Annotated in this window: 22 protein-coding genes; 10 read left to right on the forward strand and 12 right to left on the reverse strand. The window is 55.1% G+C overall.

What is annotated here, in order from left to right; genetic code table 11:
* Positions 1-19 precede the first annotated feature (19 nt).
* A complete protein-coding gene (uvrC, locus tag ACQG03_RS13455) occupies positions 20-1,852 on the reverse strand; it encodes an excinuclease ABC subunit UvrC (RefSeq protein ID WP_023300478.1) in 1,833 nt (610 codons plus the stop codon).
* Positions 1,849-2,505, reverse strand: a complete 657-nt coding sequence (gene uvrY, locus ACQG03_RS13460) for a UvrY/SirA/GacA family response regulator transcription factor (protein ID WP_017384478.1) — start codon at positions 2,503-2,505, stop codon at positions 1,849-1,851. Before uvrY ends, uvrC begins: the two co-directional genes overlap by 4 nt.
* A 397-nt stretch (positions 2,506-2,902) precedes the next feature.
* On the opposite strand from uvrY, the gene ACQG03_RS13465 reads away from it, so the two are divergent.
* Together ACQG03_RS13465 and ACQG03_RS13470 are read left to right on the forward strand one after the other, a co-directional pair.
* The gene (locus ACQG03_RS13465) at positions 2,903-2,983 is read left to right on the forward strand and encodes a hypothetical protein (protein ID WP_418235935.1); all 81 of its coding nucleotides are present in this window, start codon (positions 2,903-2,905) and stop codon (positions 2,981-2,983) included.
* Positions 2,970-3,194, forward strand: a complete 225-nt coding sequence (locus ACQG03_RS13470) for a DUF2594 family protein (RefSeq protein ID WP_003859644.1) — start codon at positions 2,970-2,972, stop codon at positions 3,192-3,194. The genes ACQG03_RS13465 and ACQG03_RS13470 overlap by 14 nt, the downstream gene beginning before the upstream one ends.
* A 64-nt stretch (positions 3,195-3,258) precedes the next feature.
* Here the strand turns inward: ACQG03_RS13470 and sdiA are convergent, their stop codons facing one another.
* From sdiA to ACQG03_RS13510, 8 genes are all read right to left on the reverse strand, one after another.
* Positions 3,259-3,981, reverse strand: a complete 723-nt coding sequence (gene sdiA / locus ACQG03_RS13475) for a transcriptional regulator SdiA (RefSeq protein WP_032622448.1) — start codon at positions 3,979-3,981, stop codon at positions 3,259-3,261.
* A 223-nt stretch (positions 3,982-4,204) separates the two neighbouring features.
* On the reverse strand, positions 4,205-4,957 hold the full coding sequence (gene tcyN, locus ACQG03_RS13480; RefSeq protein ID WP_023306513.1) for an L-cystine ABC transporter ATP-binding protein TcyN: 753 nt from the start codon (positions 4,955-4,957) through the stop codon (positions 4,205-4,207).
* Entirely contained in the window at positions 4,954-5,622 is a 669-nt protein-coding gene (gene tcyL / locus ACQG03_RS13485) for a cystine ABC transporter permease (protein ID WP_022648540.1), read from the reverse strand. Before tcyL ends, tcyN begins: the two co-directional genes overlap by 4 nt.
* A 21-nt stretch (positions 5,623-5,643) precedes the next feature.
* Positions 5,644-6,630: a D-cysteine desulfhydrase gene (gene dcyD / locus ACQG03_RS13490; protein ID WP_063162929.1), complete on the reverse strand. Its 987-nt coding sequence runs from the start codon at positions 6,628-6,630 to the stop codon at positions 5,644-5,646.
* A gap of 103 nt (positions 6,631-6,733) precedes the next feature.
* Positions 6,734-7,534 carry a cystine ABC transporter substrate-binding protein gene (tcyJ, locus tag ACQG03_RS13495; RefSeq protein ID WP_063162928.1) on the reverse strand — a complete coding sequence of 267 codons (801 nt, stop codon included), beginning with the start codon at positions 7,532-7,534 and terminating at the stop codon, positions 6,734-6,736.
* 86 nt (positions 7,535-7,620) lie between these two features.
* Positions 7,621-8,172 (reverse strand): flagella biosynthesis regulatory protein FliZ, encoded by a 552-nt coding sequence (fliZ, locus tag ACQG03_RS13500; protein ID WP_015570235.1) that lies wholly within the window; start codon positions 8,170-8,172, stop codon positions 7,621-7,623.
* Positions 8,173-8,226: 54 nt separating this feature from the next.
* Positions 8,227-8,946 (reverse strand): RNA polymerase sigma factor FliA, encoded by a 720-nt coding sequence (locus tag ACQG03_RS13505; RefSeq protein ID WP_003859623.1) that lies wholly within the window; start codon positions 8,944-8,946, stop codon positions 8,227-8,229.
* Positions 8,947-9,109: 163 nt separating this feature from the next.
* The gene (locus ACQG03_RS13510) at positions 9,110-10,471 is read right to left on the reverse strand and encodes a flagellin (protein WP_032624022.1); all 1,362 of its coding nucleotides are present in this window, start codon (positions 10,469-10,471) and stop codon (positions 9,110-9,112) included.
* A gap of 269 nt (positions 10,472-10,740) precedes the next feature.
* On the opposite strand from ACQG03_RS13510, the gene fliD reads away from it, so the two are divergent.
* The 4 genes from fliD to amyA all read left to right on the forward strand — a co-directional run bounded on the left by fliD (position 10,741) and on the right by amyA (position 14,551).
* Positions 10,741-12,153, forward strand: a complete 1,413-nt coding sequence (gene fliD, locus ACQG03_RS13515) for a flagellar filament capping protein FliD (RefSeq protein ID WP_063162927.1) — start codon at positions 10,741-10,743, stop codon at positions 12,151-12,153.
* Between the two features lie 30 nt (positions 12,154-12,183).
* On the forward strand, positions 12,184-12,594 hold the full coding sequence (gene fliS, locus ACQG03_RS13520; protein ID WP_063162926.1) for a flagellar export chaperone FliS: 411 nt from the start codon (positions 12,184-12,186) through the stop codon (positions 12,592-12,594).
* The gene (fliT, locus tag ACQG03_RS13525) at positions 12,594-12,965 is read left to right on the forward strand and encodes a flagella biosynthesis regulatory protein FliT (RefSeq protein WP_006811148.1); all 372 of its coding nucleotides are present in this window, start codon (positions 12,594-12,596) and stop codon (positions 12,963-12,965) included. Before fliS ends, fliT begins: the two co-directional genes overlap by 1 nt.
* Before the next feature lie 98 nt (positions 12,966-13,063).
* Entirely contained in the window at positions 13,064-14,551 is a 1,488-nt protein-coding gene (gene amyA / locus ACQG03_RS13530) for an alpha-amylase (RefSeq protein ID WP_063162925.1), read from the forward strand.
* Between the two features lie 558 nt (positions 14,552-15,109).
* Here the strand turns inward: amyA and yedD are convergent.
* Both yedD and fliE read right to left on the reverse strand, forming a co-directional pair.
* Complete coding sequence (gene yedD, locus ACQG03_RS13535; protein ID WP_022648547.1) at positions 15,110-15,523, reverse strand: lipoprotein YedD; 414 nt, start codon at positions 15,521-15,523, stop codon at positions 15,110-15,112.
* Positions 15,524-15,598: 75 nt separating this feature from the next.
* Positions 15,599-15,913 carry a flagellar hook-basal body complex protein FliE gene (gene fliE, locus ACQG03_RS13540; protein ID WP_038416322.1) on the reverse strand — a complete coding sequence of 105 codons (315 nt, stop codon included), beginning with the start codon at positions 15,911-15,913 and terminating at the stop codon, positions 15,599-15,601.
* 228 nt (positions 15,914-16,141) lie between these two features.
* Between fliE and fliF the strand changes: the two genes are divergently transcribed.
* Genes fliF through fliI form a run of 4 tightly spaced genes read left to right on the forward strand, consistent with a single transcriptional unit; the run spans position 16,142 to position 20,885 of the window.
* On the forward strand, positions 16,142-17,824 hold the full coding sequence (gene fliF / locus ACQG03_RS13545; RefSeq protein ID WP_063162923.1) for a flagellar basal-body MS-ring/collar protein FliF: 1,683 nt from the start codon (positions 16,142-16,144) through the stop codon (positions 17,822-17,824).
* A complete protein-coding gene (gene fliG / locus ACQG03_RS13550; protein ID WP_003859608.1) occupies positions 17,817-18,815 on the forward strand; it encodes a flagellar motor switch protein FliG in 999 nt (332 codons plus the stop codon). Before fliF ends, fliG begins: the two co-directional genes overlap by 8 nt.
* The gene (gene fliH, locus ACQG03_RS13555; RefSeq protein ID WP_022648550.1) at positions 18,808-19,515 is read left to right on the forward strand and encodes a flagellar assembly protein FliH; all 708 of its coding nucleotides are present in this window, start codon (positions 18,808-18,810) and stop codon (positions 19,513-19,515) included. The genes fliG and fliH overlap by 8 nt, the downstream gene beginning before the upstream one ends.
* Positions 19,515-20,885 (forward strand): flagellar protein export ATPase FliI, encoded by a 1,371-nt coding sequence (gene fliI, locus ACQG03_RS13560; RefSeq protein WP_032624018.1) that lies wholly within the window; start codon positions 19,515-19,517, stop codon positions 20,883-20,885. Before fliH ends, fliI begins: the two co-directional genes overlap by 1 nt.
* The last annotated feature ends 9 nt before the right edge of the window (positions 20,886-20,894 follow it).

A 20,894-nucleotide genomic window follows, 5' to 3' on the forward strand; every position in this document is an offset into this window, starting at 1 on the left:
CTATGTTGCTACAGAGCCCTCAATGTTTCAACGAGTAGTAGATCTTTTCTGCCAGCCCTTGCGAAATACCCGGCACTTTTGCAATTTCTTCCATACTGGCGTTGAGTAATCCTTGCAATCCGCCCATATACTTCAACAGCATCTGGCGACGTTTTGGCCCGACGCCTTCAATCGTCTCAAGGGTACTGGTATTTTTCACTTTCGCCCGTTTTTTGCGGTGTCCGCTAATGGCATGATCGTGCGACTCATCTCGGATGTGCTGGATCACGTGCAGTGCAGGGGAATCTGGCGGCAGGCTAAAGCCCTCGCCTTCCGGCTCAAAGAACAGCGTTTCCAGGCCAGCCTTACGATCTGCCCCTTTCGCTACCCCTAGCAGCAACGGATGGTTCTTATCCCACTCCACGTCGAGCGATTCGAATACCGCCTTCGCCTGCCCCAACTGCCCTTTCCCGCCGTCGATAAGGATAACGTCCGGGATTTTGCTCTCTTCAATCGCTTTACCATAGCGACGACGCAGGACCTGATTCATGGCGGCATAATCGTCACCGGGCGTAATGCCGGTGATGTTATAGCGACGATACTCTGCCCGCAGTGGGCCATTGGCATCAAAGACCACACACGACGCCACGGTCTGCTCACCCATCGTATGGCTGATGTCGAAGCATTCCATGCGTTTCACTTCCGGCAGCTTGAGCAGCGTAGCAAGGGCGGTTAAACGTTGGCTGACGGTCGATTGCTGGGAAAGTTTGGTGGTCAGCGCCGTGGCGGCATTGGTTCGCGCCAGCTTCAGATAACGCGCACGATCGCCGCGCGGTTTCGTCTGGACATTCACCCGGCGACCTGCCAGCTCTGAAAGTGAGTCCGCCAGCAGGGTTTTATCGTCCAGCGTGAAGTCGAGCAGGATCTCCGAGGGCAGCGTACGCATCTGGCTGCCCTGCAAATAAAACTGGCCGACAAAGGTCTCCACCACTTCACCCATCTCAGTCCCGCCCGGCACTTTCGGGAAGTAACTGCGGCTGCCGAGCACTTTGCCCTGACGAATAAACAGCACGTGAACGCAGGCCAGGCCGGCGTCAAAGGCAACGCCGATGACATCGAGGTCGTCGCCCGTATTGGAAACAAACTGCTTCTCGGTCACCCTGCGCACCGCCTGGATCTGGTCGCGGATGCGTGCGGCCTCCTCAAATTCCAGCGCCGCGCTGGCTTTTTCCATGCGGGTAATCAGTTGCGTCAGCACCTGATCGTCTTTCCCGGCTAAAAACAGGCGGACATATTCCACCTGCTGCGCGTACTCTTCTTCGCTCACCAGCCCTTCAACGCATGGTCCCAGGCAGCGGCCAATCTGATATTGCAGGCATGGCCGGGAGCGGTTGCGATAAACGCTGTTTTCGCACTGGCGAACAGGGAAGATTTTTTGCAAAAGCGCCAGCGTTTCCCGCACGGCATAACCGTTCGGGAAGGGGCCGAAATATTCTCCTTTCGCATGCTTAGCGCCACGATGCATCGCCAGCCGCGGGTGCGTGTCGCCGCTCAGGAAGATAAACGGATAGGACTTGTCATCACGCAGCAGAACGTTGTAGCGCGGCTGATACAACTTAATGTAGTTGTGCTCAAGGAGCAGCGCTTCCGTTTCCGTGTGCGTTACGGTGACATCAATGTTGTGTATAAGTGCGACCAGCGCTTCGGTTTTACGGGAGGCAAGGTTGCTGCGGAAATAACTTGAAAGGCGTTTCTTCAGATCTTTCGCCTTACCGACATAGATAACCGTACCGCCAGCATCATACATCCGGTAGACGCCTGGCTGGCTGGTGACGGTTTTCAGAAATGCTTTTGAATCGAACGCTTCACTCACTGACTTATTAACGACTCCGCATTGCACAAACCATGGCGAATGGCCAGGTGAGTCAGTTCGACATCACCGTGGATGTTCAGTTTACTGAACATCCGATAGCGATAGCTGTTGACCGTTTTCGGGCTGAGATTCAACTGCTCAGAAATCTCATTCACCTTCTGACCTTTAGTGATCATCAGCATAATCTGCAATTCGCGCTCAGACAAACTGGCAAACGGAGATTCCGTTTTTTCCGGTTCAATCTGACTCAACGCCATCTGCTGAGCAATATCAGAAGCGATATAGCGCTGCCCTGCGTGAACGGTGCGGATCGCATTGACGACTTCCTGCGGTGCAGCACCTTTACTGAGATACCCCGCAGCCCCCGCCTGCATGACCCTGGCGGGCAGCGGATTTTCGGTATGGACGGTCAGCATGATGACTTTGGTATCAACGAACATGCGCGCGATTTTGCGCGTGGCTTCAAGCCCGCCAATACCGGGCATGTTCATATCCATCAGCACCACGTCTGCGGAGTTCGCGCGACACCATTTGACGGCATCTTCGCCACAGCACGCCTCGCCGGCAACTTTAATACCCTTTATATCTTCAAGAATGCGTCGTATCCCTGCGCGCACCAGTTCGTGGTCATCAACAAGAAGGACGTTGATCAAAGGAAATGTCTCCAGAATAGGGATAACGCTACTGACTGCTAATTGGGTTTATATTAACGGTTTTCCATGCAAGATTAAAACGCTAAAAAATCGTCTATACGATTCGGGTCTCGTTTTTGGAAATTAGGCTGTACAGTAAGTGGAAAGAAAACCCATGTGTACTGGGCTTTACCGCTATTTTTTAGCACCAGCATTCAAAAAGCCACCAAAACATTTGTTAACGTAAACTAAAAAATGCTCTCATTTTTTTGTAACAACAATTAACGGATGGCGTACCGGCGATAAACATTTAATTGTCGCTAACATATTGGGCAGATTACCTTCATAATCCGCACCAGCCAATAATCAATACGCGTAAAAGTATAAAAAACAACCACTGCATTTTTTGCCGCAGCTTGTGGTATACTCCGCCGCCTTAACTTTCATCGTCGCGCTCATGCGCTGTTTTATAATGAGGAAAATAAATGAGCACACCTGAATTTGCCACTGCCGAGAATAACCAGGAACTGGCACAGGAAGTAAACTGCCTGAAGTCGCTGCTGACGCTTATGCTACAGGCGATGGGCCAGGCTGATGCTGGACGTGTGATCATTAAAATGGAAAAACAGATCGCGCAGATGGAAGATCAGGCGGAATCCGCTGTTTTTGCCAATACAGTTAAGCAAATTAAACAAGCCTACCGCCAGTAACAAAAAAGGCTGGATGCAGTGCATTCAGCCTTTTCCTCGTCTGACACGCAGAACGTGATATCAGTCAAATAAGCCCAGTCGCCGCGGCATAACACGCTATCTGGATCTTATTCGGCGCGTTGAATTTCTTCTGCATATTCTTCTGATGGAAGTTGACGGTATTTTCCGAGATGGAAAGAATGATGGCAATTTCTGCCGACGTCTTCCCTTCTGCGGTCCACTTCAGAATTTCCCGTTCACGCTTGCTGAATTTCATTTCCGGCGGCATCACCGTCTCATGTTCAAAGCGCAACAGTGTAGTGAGCGCCATCTGAACCAGCATTTGTAAACGCAGCTCAATTTCTTCACTGGATATCGAGTGTGCCTGTAAGCTAGTACATGACACGGAGAGGAAGCCGAGCGCATGATTTGGCAGCATCAGACACTGGGTAATTCCCTTACGTAAACCGTGGTCCCGCGCGCCGTCCCATAATTGCTGGGCATCCGTGAATAATTCATCCGTCCAGGGCAAATGACCCTGAATGAAATTCTCCGGCTTCAGTACCGGGTCAATGGCGAAATAATTCTCGGATTGATATTGCGCCATCCATTGTTGCGGATAACTGGAATGGACGGATGTTCGCGGGCGGGTAAATGGCACAGGGTGTCGAACACAAAGCGCATAATAATCGAATTCAAGCGCCTGCGTTTGTCGCTGAAGTTCCTGATATACCTCGTCAGCACAGGTCATTTCCTGAAACCGGAGGACGCATTCCCGTCGCCAGGTGAAAAAGTCTATATCCCTCATACTTGCCGAATGAAGCCTCTGATAAAGATAATCATTATTATGGTGAATATAACCTAACACATAAAGCAGGATCATTTATATAAAATATCGACCACAGACGGATTATCTTTAATTTGGCGATGGCTTATCCACATCGGGCGGAATAAAAAATCAACAAAACTGAAGTTATGGGAGGATAATTTGCTCCAGAAGCGACATCTGGAGCAAATTGAGCGTGAAAATGCTACTGCATTAAGAATTTTTCAAGGAACTGGCGGGTTCGAGGCTGCTGAGGATTGGCAAACAGCGCCTTAGCTGGCCCCTGCTCTACTATTCGCCCCTGATCCATGAAAATTGCCCGATCGGCAACGTCGCGAGCGAAGCTCATTTCATGCGTCACAATCACCATCGTGCGTTTTTCCTGCGCCAGCTGTCGGATAGTGTTAAGCACTTCCCCGACCAGCTCAGGATCGAGTGCGGATGTGGGTTCGTCGAACAGGATCACATCCGGGCGCATCGCCAGCGCGCGCGCAATGGCGACACGCTGCTGCTGTCCGCCAGATAACCGACGCGGATAGCTCGTCTCCTTCCCGGCCAGGCCAACCTTCGCCAGCAGCTCGCGGGCGCGGGCCGTCGCGTCTTCCTTTGGTTCACCCTTTACGATGACCGGACCTTCGATAATATTTTCCAGCACCGTACGGTGCGGAAAGAGATTAAAGCTCTGGAATACGAAGCCAACATGCTGACGCAGGCGGCGAATCAGCCCTTTTTGCTGGCTGATGGGTTTCCCGGTATCAATGGTGATATCGCCCACGCGGATCGTCCCGCCTTCAGGCTGCTCAAGCAAATTAATGCTGCGCAACAGCGTGGTTTTCCCTGACCCACTCGGGCCGATAATTGCCACCACTTCGCCCTGCTCAACCTCAAGGTCGATGCCGTGCAGCACCGTTTGCCCGTGGAATTTTTTCACCAGGTTTTTGACGTCAATTGCACTCATTTTGGATCTCGCTCCTGGCGGTTAAGCTGGTTTTCAAAATAGTTTTGCAGGGCGGACAGCACCGTCGCCATCACCCAGTAAATCAGCGAGGCCGCCAGATACATGGTAAACACTTCCAGCGTGCGCGAGGTGATCAGCTGCGCCTGACGGAACAGCTCCGGCACCTGAATGGTCGCCGCAAGCGAGGTGTCTTTCACCAGGCTGATAAAGCTGTTGCTCAGCGGAGGTAGCGCCACGCGCGCCGCCTGGGGCAGGATCGCCCGGCGCAGCGTCTGCCACGGGGTCATCCCGATACTGGCCGCCGCTTCCCACTGTCCTTTATCGATGGACGAGATCGCCGCACGCAGCGTTTCAGAGGTGTACGCCGCCGTATTCAGCGACAGGCCAATCATCGCCGCCGGGATCGGATCCAGCTCGATACCGAACTGGGGCAGCCCGTAGTAAATCATAAACAGCTGGGCGATAAGCGGCGTTCCGCGAAACACGGAGATGTAAAACCGCGCCAGCCACCGCACCGGCCAGACGTTCGACATGCGCATCAGTGCCAGCACAAACCCGAGCACCAGCCCGAAGAACATCCCGCCGATACTGAGCTGTAAAGTAAACACCGCGCCCTTAAGCAAGAACGGCAGCGAATCAATAACCAGTTGAATACTTTCTTGCATTATTATTTTTCTACCTGATTTTTAGACATGGGGATGATAGGCAAACAGCGCAGGCGCCCCGCCAGTATGAACAAACAAAATAGGTCCTTCATCCTTAAAGCGCTTGCGGGCGATACCGTCGATATGGCCCGCCATCGCCTTACCGGTATAGACAGGGTCAAGCAGAATACCTTCGAGGCGGGCCAGCAGCTGAACGGCCTCCATCCCTTCATCATTGGGGGTGCCATAACCCGGCGCGAAGTAGTCATCCCACAGCAATATTTCCGCCTTCGCCTGAAGCGCAAGCTGTTCTGCCACCGCCTGTTGCAGGGTGACGACTTTCGGCTTTTGATCCGCAACGCTTCTGGAAACCGTCACGCCAATCAACTCTACGTCCGGCATCAGTTGCTCAAGCCCGACCGCTAAACCGGCATGGGTACCCGCGCTGCCGGACGCCACTACCACCGAGGACAAACTCACCGCGCCTTCGCACTGCTGGGCGATTTCCAGCGCGCTCTCAACATAGCCGAGAGCACCCAGCGCATTCGAGCCGCCAACCGGGATGACGTACGGACGAAAGCCCTGCGCTTCCAGGCGCGTCGCCAGTTCATCAAGCTGTGCAGCCGGGTCGGTCAACGCGTCAACCATTTCAACCTGCACGTTGAACAGATCCAGCAGCAGGCGGTTACCGTTAGTCAGGTAATTCTCTGCCTGCGTGCCAATCGGGTTCTCCAGCAGGGCTACGCAGTGAAGGCCCAGCTTCGCCGCCACTGCCGCCGTCTGGCGAACGTGGTTAGACTGAATTGCCCCGGCGGTGATCAGCGTATCCGCGCCCTCGCGCAGGGCATCGGCGGCGAGAAATTCCAGCTTGCGCAGCTTATTCCCGCCCATCGCCATGGGCGTCACATCGTCACGCTTAATGAAAATATCGCGCCCCAGATAGTCAGAAAATCGCGGCAGATACTCCAGCGGCGTGGGTGCGCCGATAAATTCCAGACGAGGAAAGCGCGTTAAATTCTGTAGTGACATGGTTCCTCCGGTCACGCAAACAATTGTTATTTCATTATGCACGCAGACGCGCGAGAAATAAAAAAGGCGCTTTTAAAAGCGCCTTTTTTTGTCGGTCAGAGACTTATTTCGTCACGTCTGCGCCGAACCACTTCTCAGAAAGCGCCTTCAGGCTGCCGTCTTTCTGCATTTCAGCAATGGCAGCATCAATGGCTTTCAGCAGATCTTCGTTACCTTTACGCACCGCCACGCCGGACTCCTGACGGGAGAACGCATCGCCCGCGACGGCCAGGGTATTGTTGGTTTTCTTCACCAGATCCAGCGCTGCCAGGCGGTCAACCAGAATGGCGTCGATACGGCCTACGCGCAGATCCTGGTATTTCGTCGGGTCATCATCATAGGTGCGGATGTCCACGCCCTGCACGTTCTGGCGCAGCCACTCTTCATAGTTGGTGCCCAGACCGACGCCGACTTTCTTACCTTTCAGATCCGCGGCGGATTTGATGCTGCCTTCGTTACCTTTCTTCACCAGCGCCTGGATACCGGACACGGTGTACGGCGTGGAGAAGTCATACTTCTTCTTACGCTCGTCAGAAATGGTCACCTGGTTAATCACCACGTCGATACGTTTGGAATCCAGTGACGCCAGCATACCATCCCATTTGGTCGGTTTCAGGGAGGCTTTGACGCCGAGATGCTTGGCCAGCTCCTGCGCAAACTCCACTTCAAAACCGGTCAGCTTACCGTCGTCGCCCTGGAAGCTGAACGGAGGATAGGTTCCTTCCAGCCCAACCAGCAGCGTGCCGCGCTCTTTGACTTTGTTGAGCAGATTATCTGCCGCGTACGTTTTCACGCTAATCCCCGCTACCAGCGCAACGGCCATCATCCCCATCAGCGCCTGACGACCCAGAAGTGCTAATTTCATAAGTACTCCGATACAGTGGAATTTTTGAGTAGTGTAGAGAAATCGCCTGCAACGTCAAAGGCGGCTGCGCTACATCTTATTCTTTTTTAATATATATCAGAAGTTGTTCCGGCGCGGACTTTCTGCTTTATGACGCCCGGCATCTGGACTTTATATTGTGCATACTTTCGCAGCGCGATGCGGTAATTGTTGGTACTGGTGGCGGGCAGCCAGGGTTCCAGATTTTCATCCAGGTATCCGGTCGTCAGCAGATCGCGGGAGATATTTTGCATGGTCAAATGCTGACCCAGGCGGCGCAGGCGAACCACGTATTCACGCACGGTGCCGTGACTCATCTCCGTTTGTTCAAACAGGAATTGCTTGAAGCCGATAATATCGAAGAAGTCGCTTTGCTCTTTGCAATGGAGATCGCCACAGAAACGGCAAAGCGCTACCCACTCTTTTTGCTCTTCAAGCCAGGCGGCTTCATCCATCAGCGTGTCGAGGCGGGAAATCGCAATCTTATTCACGATTTCACCGCGACGAACCAACGTGATGCGGTCGAGTAATTTTTTACAGTGGGCGCAATGCGTCTGGCTGTGTTTAAAGTCTTTCAGGTAGCGGCTTAAAGGCCGTCTTTTAGATTGCTGCACCGTCATGATAACTCCTGGTTGTCAATACGTTGTGCGGCATTTCCAAGGCGAATAACTCACCTATAACTTACCCAGTTTTGTGCGCAGGCGTTTAATGGCCTGGCTGTGCAGCTGGCTCACCCGTGACTCGCCCACCTCCAGCACGGCGCCAATCTCTTTGAGATTGAGCTCTTCCTGGTAATAGAGGGTTAACACCAGTTGCTCACGTTCCGGTAAAGCTTCAATCGCTTCCATCACGCGCTGGCGTAAATTCCCTTCCAGTAAATGGTGTAACGGGTTTTCTTGCTGGTGTTCATCGGTCACCAGCTCGATGCTATCGCCATGCTCTTCGCGCCACTCATCATAAGAGAAGAGTTGGCTGTTATTGGTATCGAGCAACATCTGGCGATACTCTTCAACAGGAATGCCCAGACGCTCCGCTACTTCGGTTTCCGTCGCGTTGCGCCCCAGCTCCTGTTCCAGCTGCCCCATCGCATGCGCCACTTCGCGCGCGTTGCGGCGAACGCTGCGCGGCACCCAGTCGCGGCTGCGCAGCTCGTCCAGCATCGCACCACGAATACGCTGCACTGCGTAAGTCGTAAATGCCGTTCCTTGCAGAGCGTCGTACCGGTCAACTGCATTCAATAACCCGATACCGCCCGCCTGTAGCAGATCGTCCAGTTCCACGCTCGCCGGCAAACGCACCTGGAGGCGCAATGCTTCGTGACGCACCAGCGGAACATAACGCTGCCACAGCGAGTGTTTATCCATTACACCTTCAGCGGTATAGAGTGAATTCACGATAAACAGCCCTGCGTTAGTTGAGTTATCGGCATGATTATCCGATTCTGGAGGGGTTTTAATCGGGTGAATAGTGGGTGAAATGAGGGGTTATTTGGGGGGTTACGCGTAAATGCGGACAGAAAAAACCCCGCCGAAGCGGGGTTTGAGCGTAATCAGGCGATTAGCCTTGCAGCAGAGACAGAACCTGCTGAGGAACCTGGTTAGCTTTGGACAGCACGGAGTTACCGGCCTGCTGAACGATCTGCGCTTTAGACATGTTGGACACTTCGGTCGCATAGTCGGCGTCCTGAATACGGGACTGCGCTTCAGACAGGTTGGTGGTGGTGTTGTTCAGGTTGGTTACGGCAGAGCTCAGACGGTTCTGAACCGCACCCAGTGAAGAACGGAATTTGTCTACGGACGCGATAGCTTTGTCCAGCAGAGCCAGTGGATCGTTCGTAGCAGTGCCAGCAAATTCAGCTGTAGCAGAAGTGGCTGGGAACTGTGGGTTTGCAGCTGTACCAGTGCCAATCACTGCAGCTTTATCACTGAGTTGAAGCGTTACTTTATTAGTAGTCGCAGCGGTACCTTGTGCTGCTGTAGTTGCATCCCCTGTATCAACAAGTGAAGCTGCTTTTGCCGCGTAATTCTTACCTTGGAAAGTAACAAAGGCCGTTGCGTTTCCATCTTTATCAGCTGAAACTTTAACAAACTGACCTGCTTGTGTAGCAGCAGTAGTAAGACCATTTGCAGGATCTGTATACTCAACATCGGCCTTGTTAAGCGCAACTTTACCAGTTGCACGGTCTACAGACGCTGCGAAGTAATCGTTTCCTGACTTCACAACATAGTTTTTGGTTGCGTTACCGTCTTTGTCTAAAACGTTACTCAACGTTAAGGACGACGCATCAACGCCTAAATCTGTAGCTACAGCGCTGAGGTCAACCTTCAGAGGTGCGGTATTTGCGGCGTTATTAATTTGAGTAACAGGCTCGCTAACATTCAACGAGTTTTTAGATACCGACAAACCATTAAGACCTAAGGTTGAGGAATCAATCTTCTGTAGATCAATGGCAATTGTCTGACCATCATTAGCACCTACTTGAATTTTCATGGTGCCGTTTTTAGCCAGCACGTTCACGCCGTTGAACTGAGTCTGACCGGATACGCGGTCGATTTCGTCCAGACGGGATTTGATTTCGTCCTGGATTGAAGACAGGTCAGAATCAGAGTTAGTACCGGTCGTTGCCTGAACGGTCAGTTCACGAACACGCTGAAGGTTGTTGTTGATTTCAGACAGTGCGCCTTCAGTGGTCTGCGCCAGAGAGATACCGTCGTTAGCGTTACGTGCAGCCTGAGTCAGGCCTTTGATGTTAGAGGTGAAGCGGTTAGCGATAGCCTGGCCCGCAGCGTCATCTTTCGCGCTGTTGATACGCAGACCAGAAGACAGACGCTCGATAGAAGAAGACAGAGCGGACTGGTTCTTGTTGATGTTGTTCTGAGTGATCAGCGAGAGGCTGTTGGTATTAATGACTTGTGCCATGATTTCGATTCCTGTTGTTCATCAAATCTGTTTGGTTAGATTTGGGTTTCCACCCTTCGGCTTCATCGCCGTCAAAGGTGTTATCGTCTGGTCCAAAACAACCTTTAGATTTTTTTTCAGGATCGCGTTAATTTTTTTAGCCACGGAAAAGCTCTTCTCTATTAGCGTTATTCCCGCCATTAAAAAAAAGAAATTAACCGTAAACTTTCCCCCATTAAGGCCGATAACCCCACTATTCGTTCTACGTGTCGATAGATTAAGGAATAAATATGGCAAGTATTTCATCATTGGGGATTGGTTCGGGTCTTAAGTTAGCAGACATTCTGGATAGTCTGACCACGGCCGAAAAAGCACAGCTGACGCCAATTTCCAAACAACAGACATCGTATACCGCCAAGCTGAGCGCTTACGGCACGTTGAAAAGTTCACTGGAAGCGTTTCAGACCGCCAACACCGCGCTGAATAAAGCCGACCTGTTTACAGCGACCAGCACGTCGAGCAGTACCACGGCATTCAGCGCCACCACTACCGGCAGCGCGATTGCCGGTAAATACACCATCAGCGTGTCGCAGCTGGCGCAGGCGCAAACCCTGACGACCAAAAACGCGCAGCCGGATACCAAAACGGCCATTGCCACGGCTGACAGCAAGATCACCTTTACCGCCGGTAACGGTAAAGATCCGGTGACCGTCGATATCAGCGCGGCAAACTCCTCGCTGACCGGCATTCGCGATGCGATTAACAAAGCTGACGCCGGCGTGACCGCCAGTATTATTAACGTCGGTAATGGTCAGTATCGTCTGTCCATCACCTCCACCGAAACCGGGGCGGACAACGCGGTCAGCATCAGCGTGAGCGGCGACAGCGCCCTGCAATCCTTTATGGGTTACAACGGCACCAGCACCGACGCCAGCAACGGCATGACGGAAAGCGTCACCGCGCAGAACGCCAAGCTGAAGGTGAATAACGTCGATATCGAAAACAGCAGCAACACCATCAGCGATGCGCTGGAAGATATCACCCTGAACCTGAACGACGTCACCACCGGTAACCAGACGCTGACGATCGCTAAAGATACGTCGAAAGCGGAAACGGCGATGAAAGCCTGGGTGGATGCCTACAACACCCTTCAGGACAGTTTTGCATCATTAACCAAATATACGGCGGTTGATGCGGGTACAGATGCGCAGGACTCCAGCAACGGCGCCCTGCTCGGGGACAGCACGCTGCGTACTATTCAGACGCAGCTGAAAACCATGCTGAGCAACACCGTCGGCGGAACCGCCTATAAAACGCTGTCTCAGGTCGGCATTACCTCCGATCCAAGCACGGGCAAGCTGGAGCTGGACAGCGACAAGCTGAAAAAAGCGCTGACGGATAACCCGTCTGCCGTGAAAGATTTGGTTGTGGGTGACGGTAAAACCACCGGGATCACTACCACCATGGCCACCCATCTGACTGACTGGCTTTCCAGTAAAGGCATTATCCAGGCGGCCAAAGATGGCGTCAGCAAAACGCTGAACAAGCTGACGGATCAATATAACGCCGTGAGCGAACGTATTGACGCGAGAGTGGCGCAGTACAAAGCCCAGTTTACCCAGCTGGACGTACTGATGACCTCGCTGAACAACACCAGCAGCTACCTGACGCAGCAGTTCGAAAATACGTCCAGTAACAAGTAGTAAACGCTAATCAGACCCGAGGGGGATAACATGTACGGCGCAAAAGGCACGCAAGCCTACGCAAAGATAGAAGTTGAAAGCGCGGTGATGAGCGCCAGCCAGCAGCAGCTGGTTATCATGCTATTTGATGGAGCCCTCAGCGCGCTGGTACGCGCGCGTCTGTTCCTGGCAGACGGTAATATCCCGGCAAAAGGGCTGGCGCTCTCAAAAGCCATCAACATTATCGAAAACGGGCTGAAGGTTGGCCTGGTGGAAAATAACGGGGATGAGCTTACGCTAAACCTGATTGCCCTTTATGCCTATATGGTACGTCGCCTCCTGCACGCCAACGTGAATAACGACGCCAGCGCCATCGAAGAGGTGGAAAACCTGCTGCGCAATATCGCTGACGGGTGGAAGGAGGTTGCCGGTACGCCACAACTGATGCAGGACGCCGTCTAATGAGTAACGCACCGCAACTTTATGCCCTTTATCAGCAACTCCTTGAGCAGAGCCAGTTGATGTTGCGACTGGCCCGGCAGGGACTATGGGATGATCTGATCATCTGTGAAACCGACTATGTTAATGCGGTGCACTCACTGGCTCGTCTCACTCAGGAAAGTGAACCTTCGATGCAGATTCAGGAGCAGCTTCGCCCGACGCTGCGGGTGATCCTGGACAACGAAGGACAGGTAAAAACGTTGCTGCAAGCCAGAATGGATGAACTGGCGAAGCTGGTTGGGCAATCCTCCATCCAGAAAACCGTTCTCTCCACCTACGGTAACCAGGGCGGTCATGTCCTGGTTCCGCAAAGTAATAGCGATATCAATTAGCCATTTAACTGGCGTTCGAGCGTTAACCGTTTCGTTCGCCAGGCATTTCTGCCAAACCTGCTCCATACTTGAGTTTCGCGACCTCATGGAGATGGTGCATGCGCAACCCAACACTTTTACAATGTTTTCACTGGTACTACCCCACCGGCGGTGAATTGTGGCGAGAAGTCACGGCATTAGCCCCCAACCTGAACGAAATCGGCATTAATATGGTCTGGTTACCCCCGGCCTACAAAGGCGCATCCGGCGGCTATTCCGTCGGGTATGACTCTTATGACCTTTTCGACCTCGGTGAGTTTGACCAGAAAGGCAGTGTCGCCACCAAATACGGGGATAAAGCCCAACTGCTGGAGGCCATCAACGCCTTAAAAAGCAACCAGATTGCGGTGCTTCTGGACGTGGTGGTCAACCATAAAATGGGGGCCGATGAAAAGGAACCCGTCCGCGTGCAGCGCGTGGATGCTCAGGATCGCACCCAAATCAGCGATGAGATCATCGAATGTGAAGCCTGGACGCGCTACACCTTTCCCGTTCGGGCCGGCCAGTATTCGAAGTTCATCTGGGATTACAAATGCTTTAGCGGTATCGACCACATTGAAAACCCCAATGAGGACGGTATCTTCAAAATCGTGAACGACTACACCGGCGAAGGCTGGAACGATCAGGTCGACGACGAGATGGGCAATTTCGATTACCTGATGGGTGAAAATATTGATTTTCGCAACCATGCGGTGACGGAGGAGATCAAATACTGGGCGCGCTGGGTGATGGAGCAAACCCACTGCGACGGCTTCCGCCTGGACGCGGTAAAACACATCCCGGCCTGGTTCTACAAAGAGTGGATTGAGCACGTCCAGGAGGTGGCCCCGCAGCCGCTGTTTATCGTGGCGGAATACTGGTCTCACGAAGTGGATAAATTGCAGCACTACATCAATCAGGTGAACGGTAAAACCATGCTGTTTGATGCGCCACTGCAAATGAAATTTCACGAAGCCTCACGCCAGGGACGCGACTACGATATGAGCCAGATTTTCACCGGTACGCTGGTGGAAGCCGATCCGTTCCATGCCGTGACCCTGGTAGCCAACCACGATACCCAACCCTTGCAGGCGCTGGAAGCCCCGGTTGAAGCCTGGTTCAAACCGCTGGCCTACGCGCTCATCCTGCTGCGTGAAAACGGCGTGCCGAGCGTATTCTACCCGGATCTTTTTGGCGCCAGCTATGACGACACCGGCGGGGATGGCGAGACGTATCACATCGATATGCCGGTGATTGAACAGCTCCACGAGCTGATCCTCGCCCGGCAGCGTTTTGCCCACGGCGTGCAAACCCTCTTTTTCGATCATCCAAACTGCATTGCGTTTAGCCGCAGCGGGACAGAGGAGCACCCGGGCTGTGTGGTGGTGCTGTCGAATGGTGATAACGGTGAGAAGACGATCTGCCTCGGCGAGAATTACGGCAATAAGACCTGGCGGGATTTTTTAGGCAACCGCGAGGAAACCGTGACCACGGCGGCGGATGGCGAAGGGACGTTCTTCTGTAACGGGGGAAGCGTCAGCGTCTGGGTGATTGAAGACGCGCTGTAGTACGGGAAAGGTGCGGCCTGATGCCCTCACCCCGACCCTCTCCCACAGGGAGAGATATCTCCAGTAATTTGAAAGCAGAAGCAATAACGTTGCCTTCATAATAACTGAGGACTTTCAGCGATGCCCTGGTCCGGCTGTAAATCGCCGAAGCGTTTCCGTAAGGCCGGGGCGAGGCGCAGGGAAGCGCCGAGAGGGCGTGGCGCAGGGAAGCGCCGAGAGGGCGTGGCGCAGGGAAGCGCCGAGAGGGCGTGGCCTGCATGGATGCAGGCTCATGCCCGACCCGATAGCCTGAAGGAAAAAGCTGAGGGTACCGCGAAGCGGCGATTTTCCGCCGGGAGCCCGGGTCGCCAGGGTGGTGGCGACTGAGCCACTCTGGCACGTTCACCGCTCATGTCGCTACAGAGTAGCAAGGAACATAAAGTGAACGGAATGACCACCAGAGCCGTATGTTCCCCCTCACCCCAGCCCTCTCCCTCCAGGGAGAGGGGGCCGACGGTGAAGGCATTATTTTGTGGAGATCCCTCAGACCACGGGTAGAGGGCGCAAACTCCAAAACGGTTACGGAAGCTTACTCTCCAGCGGATTCTTGCTCAGGTAATCTGCGCATTCCACCGTTGGGCGGTCAACCTTGTACAGTTCCATGCCGTCATACTCCAGCGCCGCCCCATCACGATCGAGCGGATAGACGTCTCGTTTTTCGGTCACGTTATAATAATCATCTGAACGCAGCATGATCTTACCCGGCACCGCGATAACGCGCTGCCACTGACGGCAGTCCAGGGTATCACCCTCTGGCGTCACCACCAGCGTGGCAATCGCCTCCGGGCTCACCATCGCGCTCTGCGGCCCTTTCGACTGCCAGTAACCTGCCAGATGCGAAGGTGCCGGATGCTTAACCACTTCCTGATAGTTTTCGACCTGAACGCATCCCGCTAACGTCAGCATTGCAGCCACAATTGCTACTTTTTTCATCATCTTTCCTGCATGCGAAGAAAAAAATATTGTGGCATTAAAGCCATCAGGCTGCCAGCGTAAGATAGGTATTGATTAAACCTGCATCCCCATGACTTCCTGATACGCCGACACTAGCTTGTTACGCACCTGCAACCCCATCTGCAATGACACCGACGCTTTTTGCAGATCGGCCATCACATCGTTGAGCGCCACGCCGGGTTCACCGAGGGTAAATCTCTCAGCCTGGGTACGGGCCGCGTTTTGCTTATCGCTGATCCGGTCCAGCGCCGCATGCAGTTGACCGGCGAAGCTAATGCCCTGCGGCTGGTCAGTTACGCTCTGATTACGGGCGGTCATCGCCGTTGCCTGTAACTGACTGAGTACCCCTTCAATGCCCTGTATAGCCATGACTCTCCCCTGGATGGTTTTTTACGAGGTCAAGACTAACAGCTTGTCAATAAGATAATGGCGGTAAATAGCGTTAAAAAACCAGGTTATTTGACGCATAGAAAATCCCGAATCATCAAATAATGGCAGGGCCATCAGTATGGAACTTTTGTCGTGTTTGCCGACCCGGGAGTCAGTTTTGTTTCTCTACACGAATAACGTAAACCACCAGGATTTAAGAGGTGCGCAATGAGTGCGACAGCAGCATCGACAGCGCCGCAGAATAAATCACTCGAGTGGATGAACCGCCTTCGCGCCAACCCTAAGATCCCGTTGATTGTGGCAGGCGCTGCCGCCATTGCGATCGTTGTCGCGATGGTCTTATGGGCAAAAAGCCCGGATTACCGCACGCTCTACAGCAACCTTTCCGACCAGGATGGCGGTGCCATCGTCACCCAGTTGACCCAGATGAACATCCCGTATCGCTTTGCCGATAACGGCGGTGCGCTTGAAGTGCCGGCAGATAAAGTGCACGAGCTTCGCCTGCGTCTCGCCCAGCAGGGGCTGCCGAAAGGCGGCGCGGTTGGGTTTGAACTGCTGGATCAGGAAAAATTCGGCATCAGCCAGTTCAGCGAGCAGGTTAACTACCAGCGCGCGCTGGAAGGTGAGCTGGCCCGTACGATTGAAACCTTAGGCCCGGTGAAAAGTGCCCGCGTGCACCTGGCGATGCCTAAGCCGTCCCTGTTTGTCCGCGAACAAAAGTCCCCTTCTGCCTCTGTGACGGTTAACCTCGAACCTGGCCGTGCGCTGGATGAAGGGCAGATCAGCGCCGTCACGCACCTGGTCTCCAGTGCGGTAGCCGGTCTGCCGCCGGGTAACGTTACGCTGGTGGATCAGAGCGGTCACCTGCTGACGCAGTCCAACACCGCCGGGCGCGATCTCAACGACGCCCAGCTGAAATACGCTGCCGACGTGGAAGGCCGTCTCCAGCGTCGCATCGAAGCGATTCTGGGCCCGGTGGTGGGCAACAGCAACGTGCATGCGCAGGTCACCGCGCAGATTGATTTCTCGAATAAAGAACAGACCGAAGAGCAGTACGCCCCGAACGGGGATGCTTCTCGCGCCGTGTTACGCTCGCGTCAGATCAATGAGACGGAACAGGTCGGTGGCCAGTATCCTGGTGGTGTGCCGGGTGCGCTCTCTAACCAGCCTGCGCCTGCCAACGCCGCGCCAATCTCCACGCCGCCGGCCAACCCGCAGAACGGTCAGCAAACGAATCAGCAGACGACCTCGACCGCGAACAGTGCCGGCCCGCGTAACAGCAGCCGTAACGAAACGACCAACTACGAAGTCGACCGGACTATCCGCCATACCAAACTGAACACGGGAGATATTCAGCGTCTCTCTGTTGCCGTGGTGGTGAACTACAAAACGCTGCCGGACGGTAAACCGCTGCCGCTCACGGCAGAGCAGATGAAGCAGATCGAAGATTTGACCCGCGAAGCGATGGGCTTCTCTGAAAAACGTGGCGATACCCTCAACGTTGTGAACTCACCGTTCAACCCGGTGGATGAGACCGGTGGCGAACTGCCGTTCTGGCAACAGCAGGCGTTCTTCGATCAGCTGATGTCCGCAGGCCGCTGGCTGCTGGTGCTGATTGTCACGTGGCTGCTGTGGCGTAAGGGTGTCCGTCCTCAGCTTCAGCGTCGCGCTGAAGCCGAAAAAGCTGCGCTGGAACAGAAGAACGCGCGTCCGGACGAGGAAGAAGCGGTTGAAGTTCGTCTCAGCAAAGATGAACAGATGCAGCAGCGCCGTGCTAACCAGCGTATGGGCGCAGAGGTGATGAGCCAGCGCATTCGCGAAATGTCAGATAACGATCCGCGCGTCGTCGCGCTGGTCATCCGCGGTTGGATGGGTAACGAACATGAGTAATACGCTTACAGGCACCGATAAGAGCGTCATCCTGCTGATGACCATTGGCGAAGATCGCGCGGCGGAGGTGTTTAAACACCTCTCTCAGCGAGAAGTGCAGATCCTCAGCGCGGCGATGGCCAACGTGCGCCAGATCTCCAACAAGCAGCTGACCGAAGTGCTGGCGGAGTTTGAGCAGGAAGCCGAGCAGTTTGCTGCGCTCAACGTCAACGCCAACGAATACCTGCGCTCCGTGCTGGTTAAGGCGCTGGGCGAAGAACGCGCCGCCAGCCTGCTGGAAGATATTCTCGAAACGCGCGACACCGCCAGCGGGATCGAAACGCTCAACTTTATGGAGCCGCAAAGCGCCGCCGATCTTATTCGCGACGAGCACCCGCAGATTATCGCCACCATTCTGGTCCACCTCAAACGGGGCCAGGCGGCCGATATTCTGGCGCTGTTCGACGAGCGCCTGCGCCACGACGTGATGCTGCGTATCGCCACCTTCGGCGGCGTCCAGCCAGCCGCGCTGGCGGAGCTGACCGAAGTGCTGAACAACCTGCTCGACGGCCAGAACCTCAAGCGCAGCAAAATGGGCGGCGTGAGAACGGCAGCGGAAATCATCAACCTGATGAAAACGCAGCAGGAAGAGGCGGTTATTACGGCGGTGCGCGAGTTCGACGGCGAACTGGCACAGAAAATTATCGACGAGATGTTCCTGTTCGAAAACCTGGTCGAAGTGGACGATCGCAGCATCCAGCGCCTGCTTCAGGAAGTGGATTCGGAGTCCCTGCTTATCGCCCTCAAAGGCGCCGAGCAGCCGCTGCGCGAGAAGTTCCTGCGCAACATGTCCCAGCGTGCGGCCGATATCCTGCGCGACGACCTGGCCAACCGTGGCCCGGTGCGTTTGTCTCAGGTGGAGAACGAACAGAAAGCGATCCTGCTTATTGTTCGTCGTCTGGCAGAAACCGGCGAGATGGTGATTGGCAGCGGAGACGACACCTATGTCTGATGAACTGTCGTGGAAGCGCTGGACGCCTGACGACCTCTCCCCTCCCACCGCAGAGTTCACCCCTGCCATAGTGTCGTCCGATGAGGGCGACGCCGGGGCGGGCGTGCCCGAGCTGAGTGAAGAGGAACAGCGCGCCCAGATGCTGGCCCAGATGCAAATGCAGGCGCACGAGCAGGGCTTCAACGCCGGGATGAACGAAGGCCGTCAGACCGGGCACGCACAGGGTTATCAGGAAGGGCTGGCGAAAGGTTTAGAGCAGGGCATTGAGCAGGCGCGCCAGCAGCAGGCGCCGCTGCATGCCCGCATGCAGCAGCTGGTGAGCGAGTTTCAGCACACGCTGGATGCGCTGGACAGCGTGATTGCCTCGCGCCTGATGCAGATGGCGCTGGAGGCGGCCCGTCAGGTGATCGGCCAGACGCCGGTCGTGGATAACGCCGCGCTGATTAAGCAAATCCAGGGGCTGCTCCAGCAGGAGCCGCTGTTCAGCGGCAAACCGCAGCTGCGCGTGCATCCTGATGATTTGCAGCGCGTGGAAGAGAGCCTCGGCGCGACGCTGAGCCTGCACGGCTGGCGGCTGCGCGGCGATCCGTCGCTCCATCACGGAGGCTGTAAGGTCTCGGCGGATGAGGGAGATCTGGATGCCAGCGTCGCGACCCGCTGGCAGGAACTGTGCCGCCTGGCGGCACCGGGAGTCGTCTGATGACCGCTCGCCTTACGCGCTGGCTTAACACGCTCGATAATTTTGAAACGAAGATGGCGCAGCTGCCATCCGTTCGTCGTTATGGACGCCTGACGCGTGCCACCGGTCTGGTCCTGGAAGCCACGGGTCTGCAACTTCCGCTCGGCGCCACCTGCGTGATTGAGCGTCAGGACGGGAGTGAGACGCGTGAAGTGGAAAGTGAAGTGGTCGGGTTTAACGGCCAGCGACTGTTTCTGATGCCCCTTGAGGAAGTGGAAGGGATTTTGCCCGGCGCCCGCGTCTACGCGAAAAACATCAGCGGTGACGGCCTGCAAAGCGGCAAACAGCTCCCGCTCGGTCCGGCGCTGCTGGGCCGCGTGCTGGACGGGAGCGGCAAACCGCTCGATGGCCTGCCCTCCCCTGATACCACCGAAACCGGCGCGCTGATCACCCAACCCTTTAACCCGCTGCAACGCACGCCAATCGAGCACGTACTGGATACCGGCGTGCGGCCGATTAACGCCCTGCTCACCGTGGGACGCGGCCAGCGTATGGGGCTGTTTGCCGGCTCCGGCGTGGGTAAATCGGTCCTGCTCGGCATGATGGCGCGTTATACCCAGGCGGACGTTATCGTCGTCGGCCTGATTGGTGAGCGTGGTCGCGAAGTCAAAGATTTCATCGAAAACATTCTTGGTGCGGAGGGTCGCGCCCGCTCGGTGGTGATCGCCGCCCCGGCGGACGTATCGCCGCTGCTGCGTATGCAGGGTGCCGCCTACGCCACGCGAATCGCGGAAGATTTCCGCGACCGGGGCCAACACGTGCTGCTGATTATGGACTCCCTGACCCGCTACGCGATGGCGCAGCGTGAGATTGCGCTGGCCATCGGCGAGCCGCCCGCCACCAAAGGTTACCCGCCGTCGGTCTTCGCCAAGCTCCCGGCGTTGGTTGAGCGTGCGGGGAATGGCATCAGCGGCGGAGGTTCCATCACCGCGTTCTATACGGTACTGACCGAAGGCGATGACCAGCAGGACCCGATTGCCGATTCTGCGCGCGCGATCCTCGACGGCCATATCGTGCTGTCGCGCCGTCTGGCCGAAGCCGGACACTACCCGGCGATTGATATTGAAGCCTCGATCAGCCGTGCGATGACGGCCTTGATCACCGAACAACACTACGCCCGCGTGCGTAACTTCAAACAACTGCTCTCCAGCTTCCAGCGCAACCGCGATCTGGTAAGCGTCGGGGCGTACGCCAAAGGCAGCGATCCGATGCTCGATAAAGCGATTGCCCTGTGGCCGCAGCTGGAGGCATTTCTGCAACAGGGTATTTTTGAACGTGCCGACTGGGAAGATTCCCTCCAGGCACTGGAGCTGATTTTCCCGCAGGTGTAACACAGGTGG

The organism is Enterobacter cloacae complex sp. 342H5 (assembly GCF_050030905.1).
Taxonomy (GTDB): domain Bacteria; phylum Pseudomonadota; class Gammaproteobacteria; order Enterobacterales; family Enterobacteriaceae; genus Enterobacter; species Enterobacter intestinihominis.

What these genes read in the sequence shown, in the direction of transcription:
- ACQG03_RS13470 (WP_003859644.1), top strand. Translation starts at nt 2,970, where the DNA reads ATGAGCACACCTGAATTTGCCACTGCCGAGAATAACCAGGAACTGGCA.
- sdiA (WP_032622448.1), bottom strand. Translation starts at nt 3,981, where the DNA reads ATGAGGGATATAGACTTTTTCACCTGGCGACGGGAATGCGTCCTCCGG.
- tcyN (WP_023306513.1), bottom strand. Translation starts at nt 4,957, where the DNA reads ATGAGTGCAATTGACGTCAAAAACCTGGTGAAAAAATTCCACGGGCAA.
- tcyL (WP_022648540.1), bottom strand. Translation starts at nt 5,622, where the DNA reads ATGCAAGAAAGTATTCAACTGGTTATTGATTCGCTGCCGTTCTTGCTT.
- dcyD (WP_063162929.1), bottom strand. Translation starts at nt 6,630, where the DNA reads ATGTCACTACAGAATTTAACGCGCTTTCCTCGTCTGGAATTTATCGGC.
- tcyJ (WP_063162928.1), bottom strand. Translation starts at nt 7,534, where the DNA reads ATGAAATTAGCACTTCTGGGTCGTCAGGCGCTGATGGGGATGATGGCC.
- fliZ (WP_015570235.1), bottom strand. Translation starts at nt 8,172, where the DNA reads ATGACGGTGCAGCAATCTAAAAGACGGCCTTTAAGCCGCTACCTGAAA.
- ACQG03_RS13510 (WP_032624022.1), bottom strand. Translation starts at nt 10,471, where the DNA reads ATGGCACAAGTCATTAATACCAACAGCCTCTCGCTGATCACTCAGAAC.
- fliD (WP_063162927.1), top strand. Translation starts at nt 10,741, where the DNA reads ATGGCAAGTATTTCATCATTGGGGATTGGTTCGGGTCTTAAGTTAGCA.
- fliS (WP_063162926.1), top strand. Translation starts at nt 12,184, where the DNA reads ATGTACGGCGCAAAAGGCACGCAAGCCTACGCAAAGATAGAAGTTGAA.
- fliT (WP_006811148.1), top strand. Translation starts at nt 12,594, where the DNA reads ATGAGTAACGCACCGCAACTTTATGCCCTTTATCAGCAACTCCTTGAG.
- amyA (WP_063162925.1), top strand. Translation starts at nt 13,064, where the DNA reads ATGCGCAACCCAACACTTTTACAATGTTTTCACTGGTACTACCCCACC.
- yedD (WP_022648547.1), bottom strand. Translation starts at nt 15,523, where the DNA reads ATGAAAAAAGTAGCAATTGTGGCTGCAATGCTGACGTTAGCGGGATGC.
- fliE (WP_038416322.1), bottom strand. Translation starts at nt 15,913, where the DNA reads ATGGCTATACAGGGCATTGAAGGGGTACTCAGTCAGTTACAGGCAACG.
- fliF (WP_063162923.1), top strand. Translation starts at nt 16,142, where the DNA reads ATGAGTGCGACAGCAGCATCGACAGCGCCGCAGAATAAATCACTCGAG.
- fliG (WP_003859608.1), top strand. Translation starts at nt 17,817, where the DNA reads ATGAGTAATACGCTTACAGGCACCGATAAGAGCGTCATCCTGCTGATG.
- fliH (WP_022648550.1), top strand. Translation starts at nt 18,808, where the DNA reads ATGTCTGATGAACTGTCGTGGAAGCGCTGGACGCCTGACGACCTCTCC.
- fliI (WP_032624018.1), top strand. Translation starts at nt 19,515, where the DNA reads ATGACCGCTCGCCTTACGCGCTGGCTTAACACGCTCGATAATTTTGAA.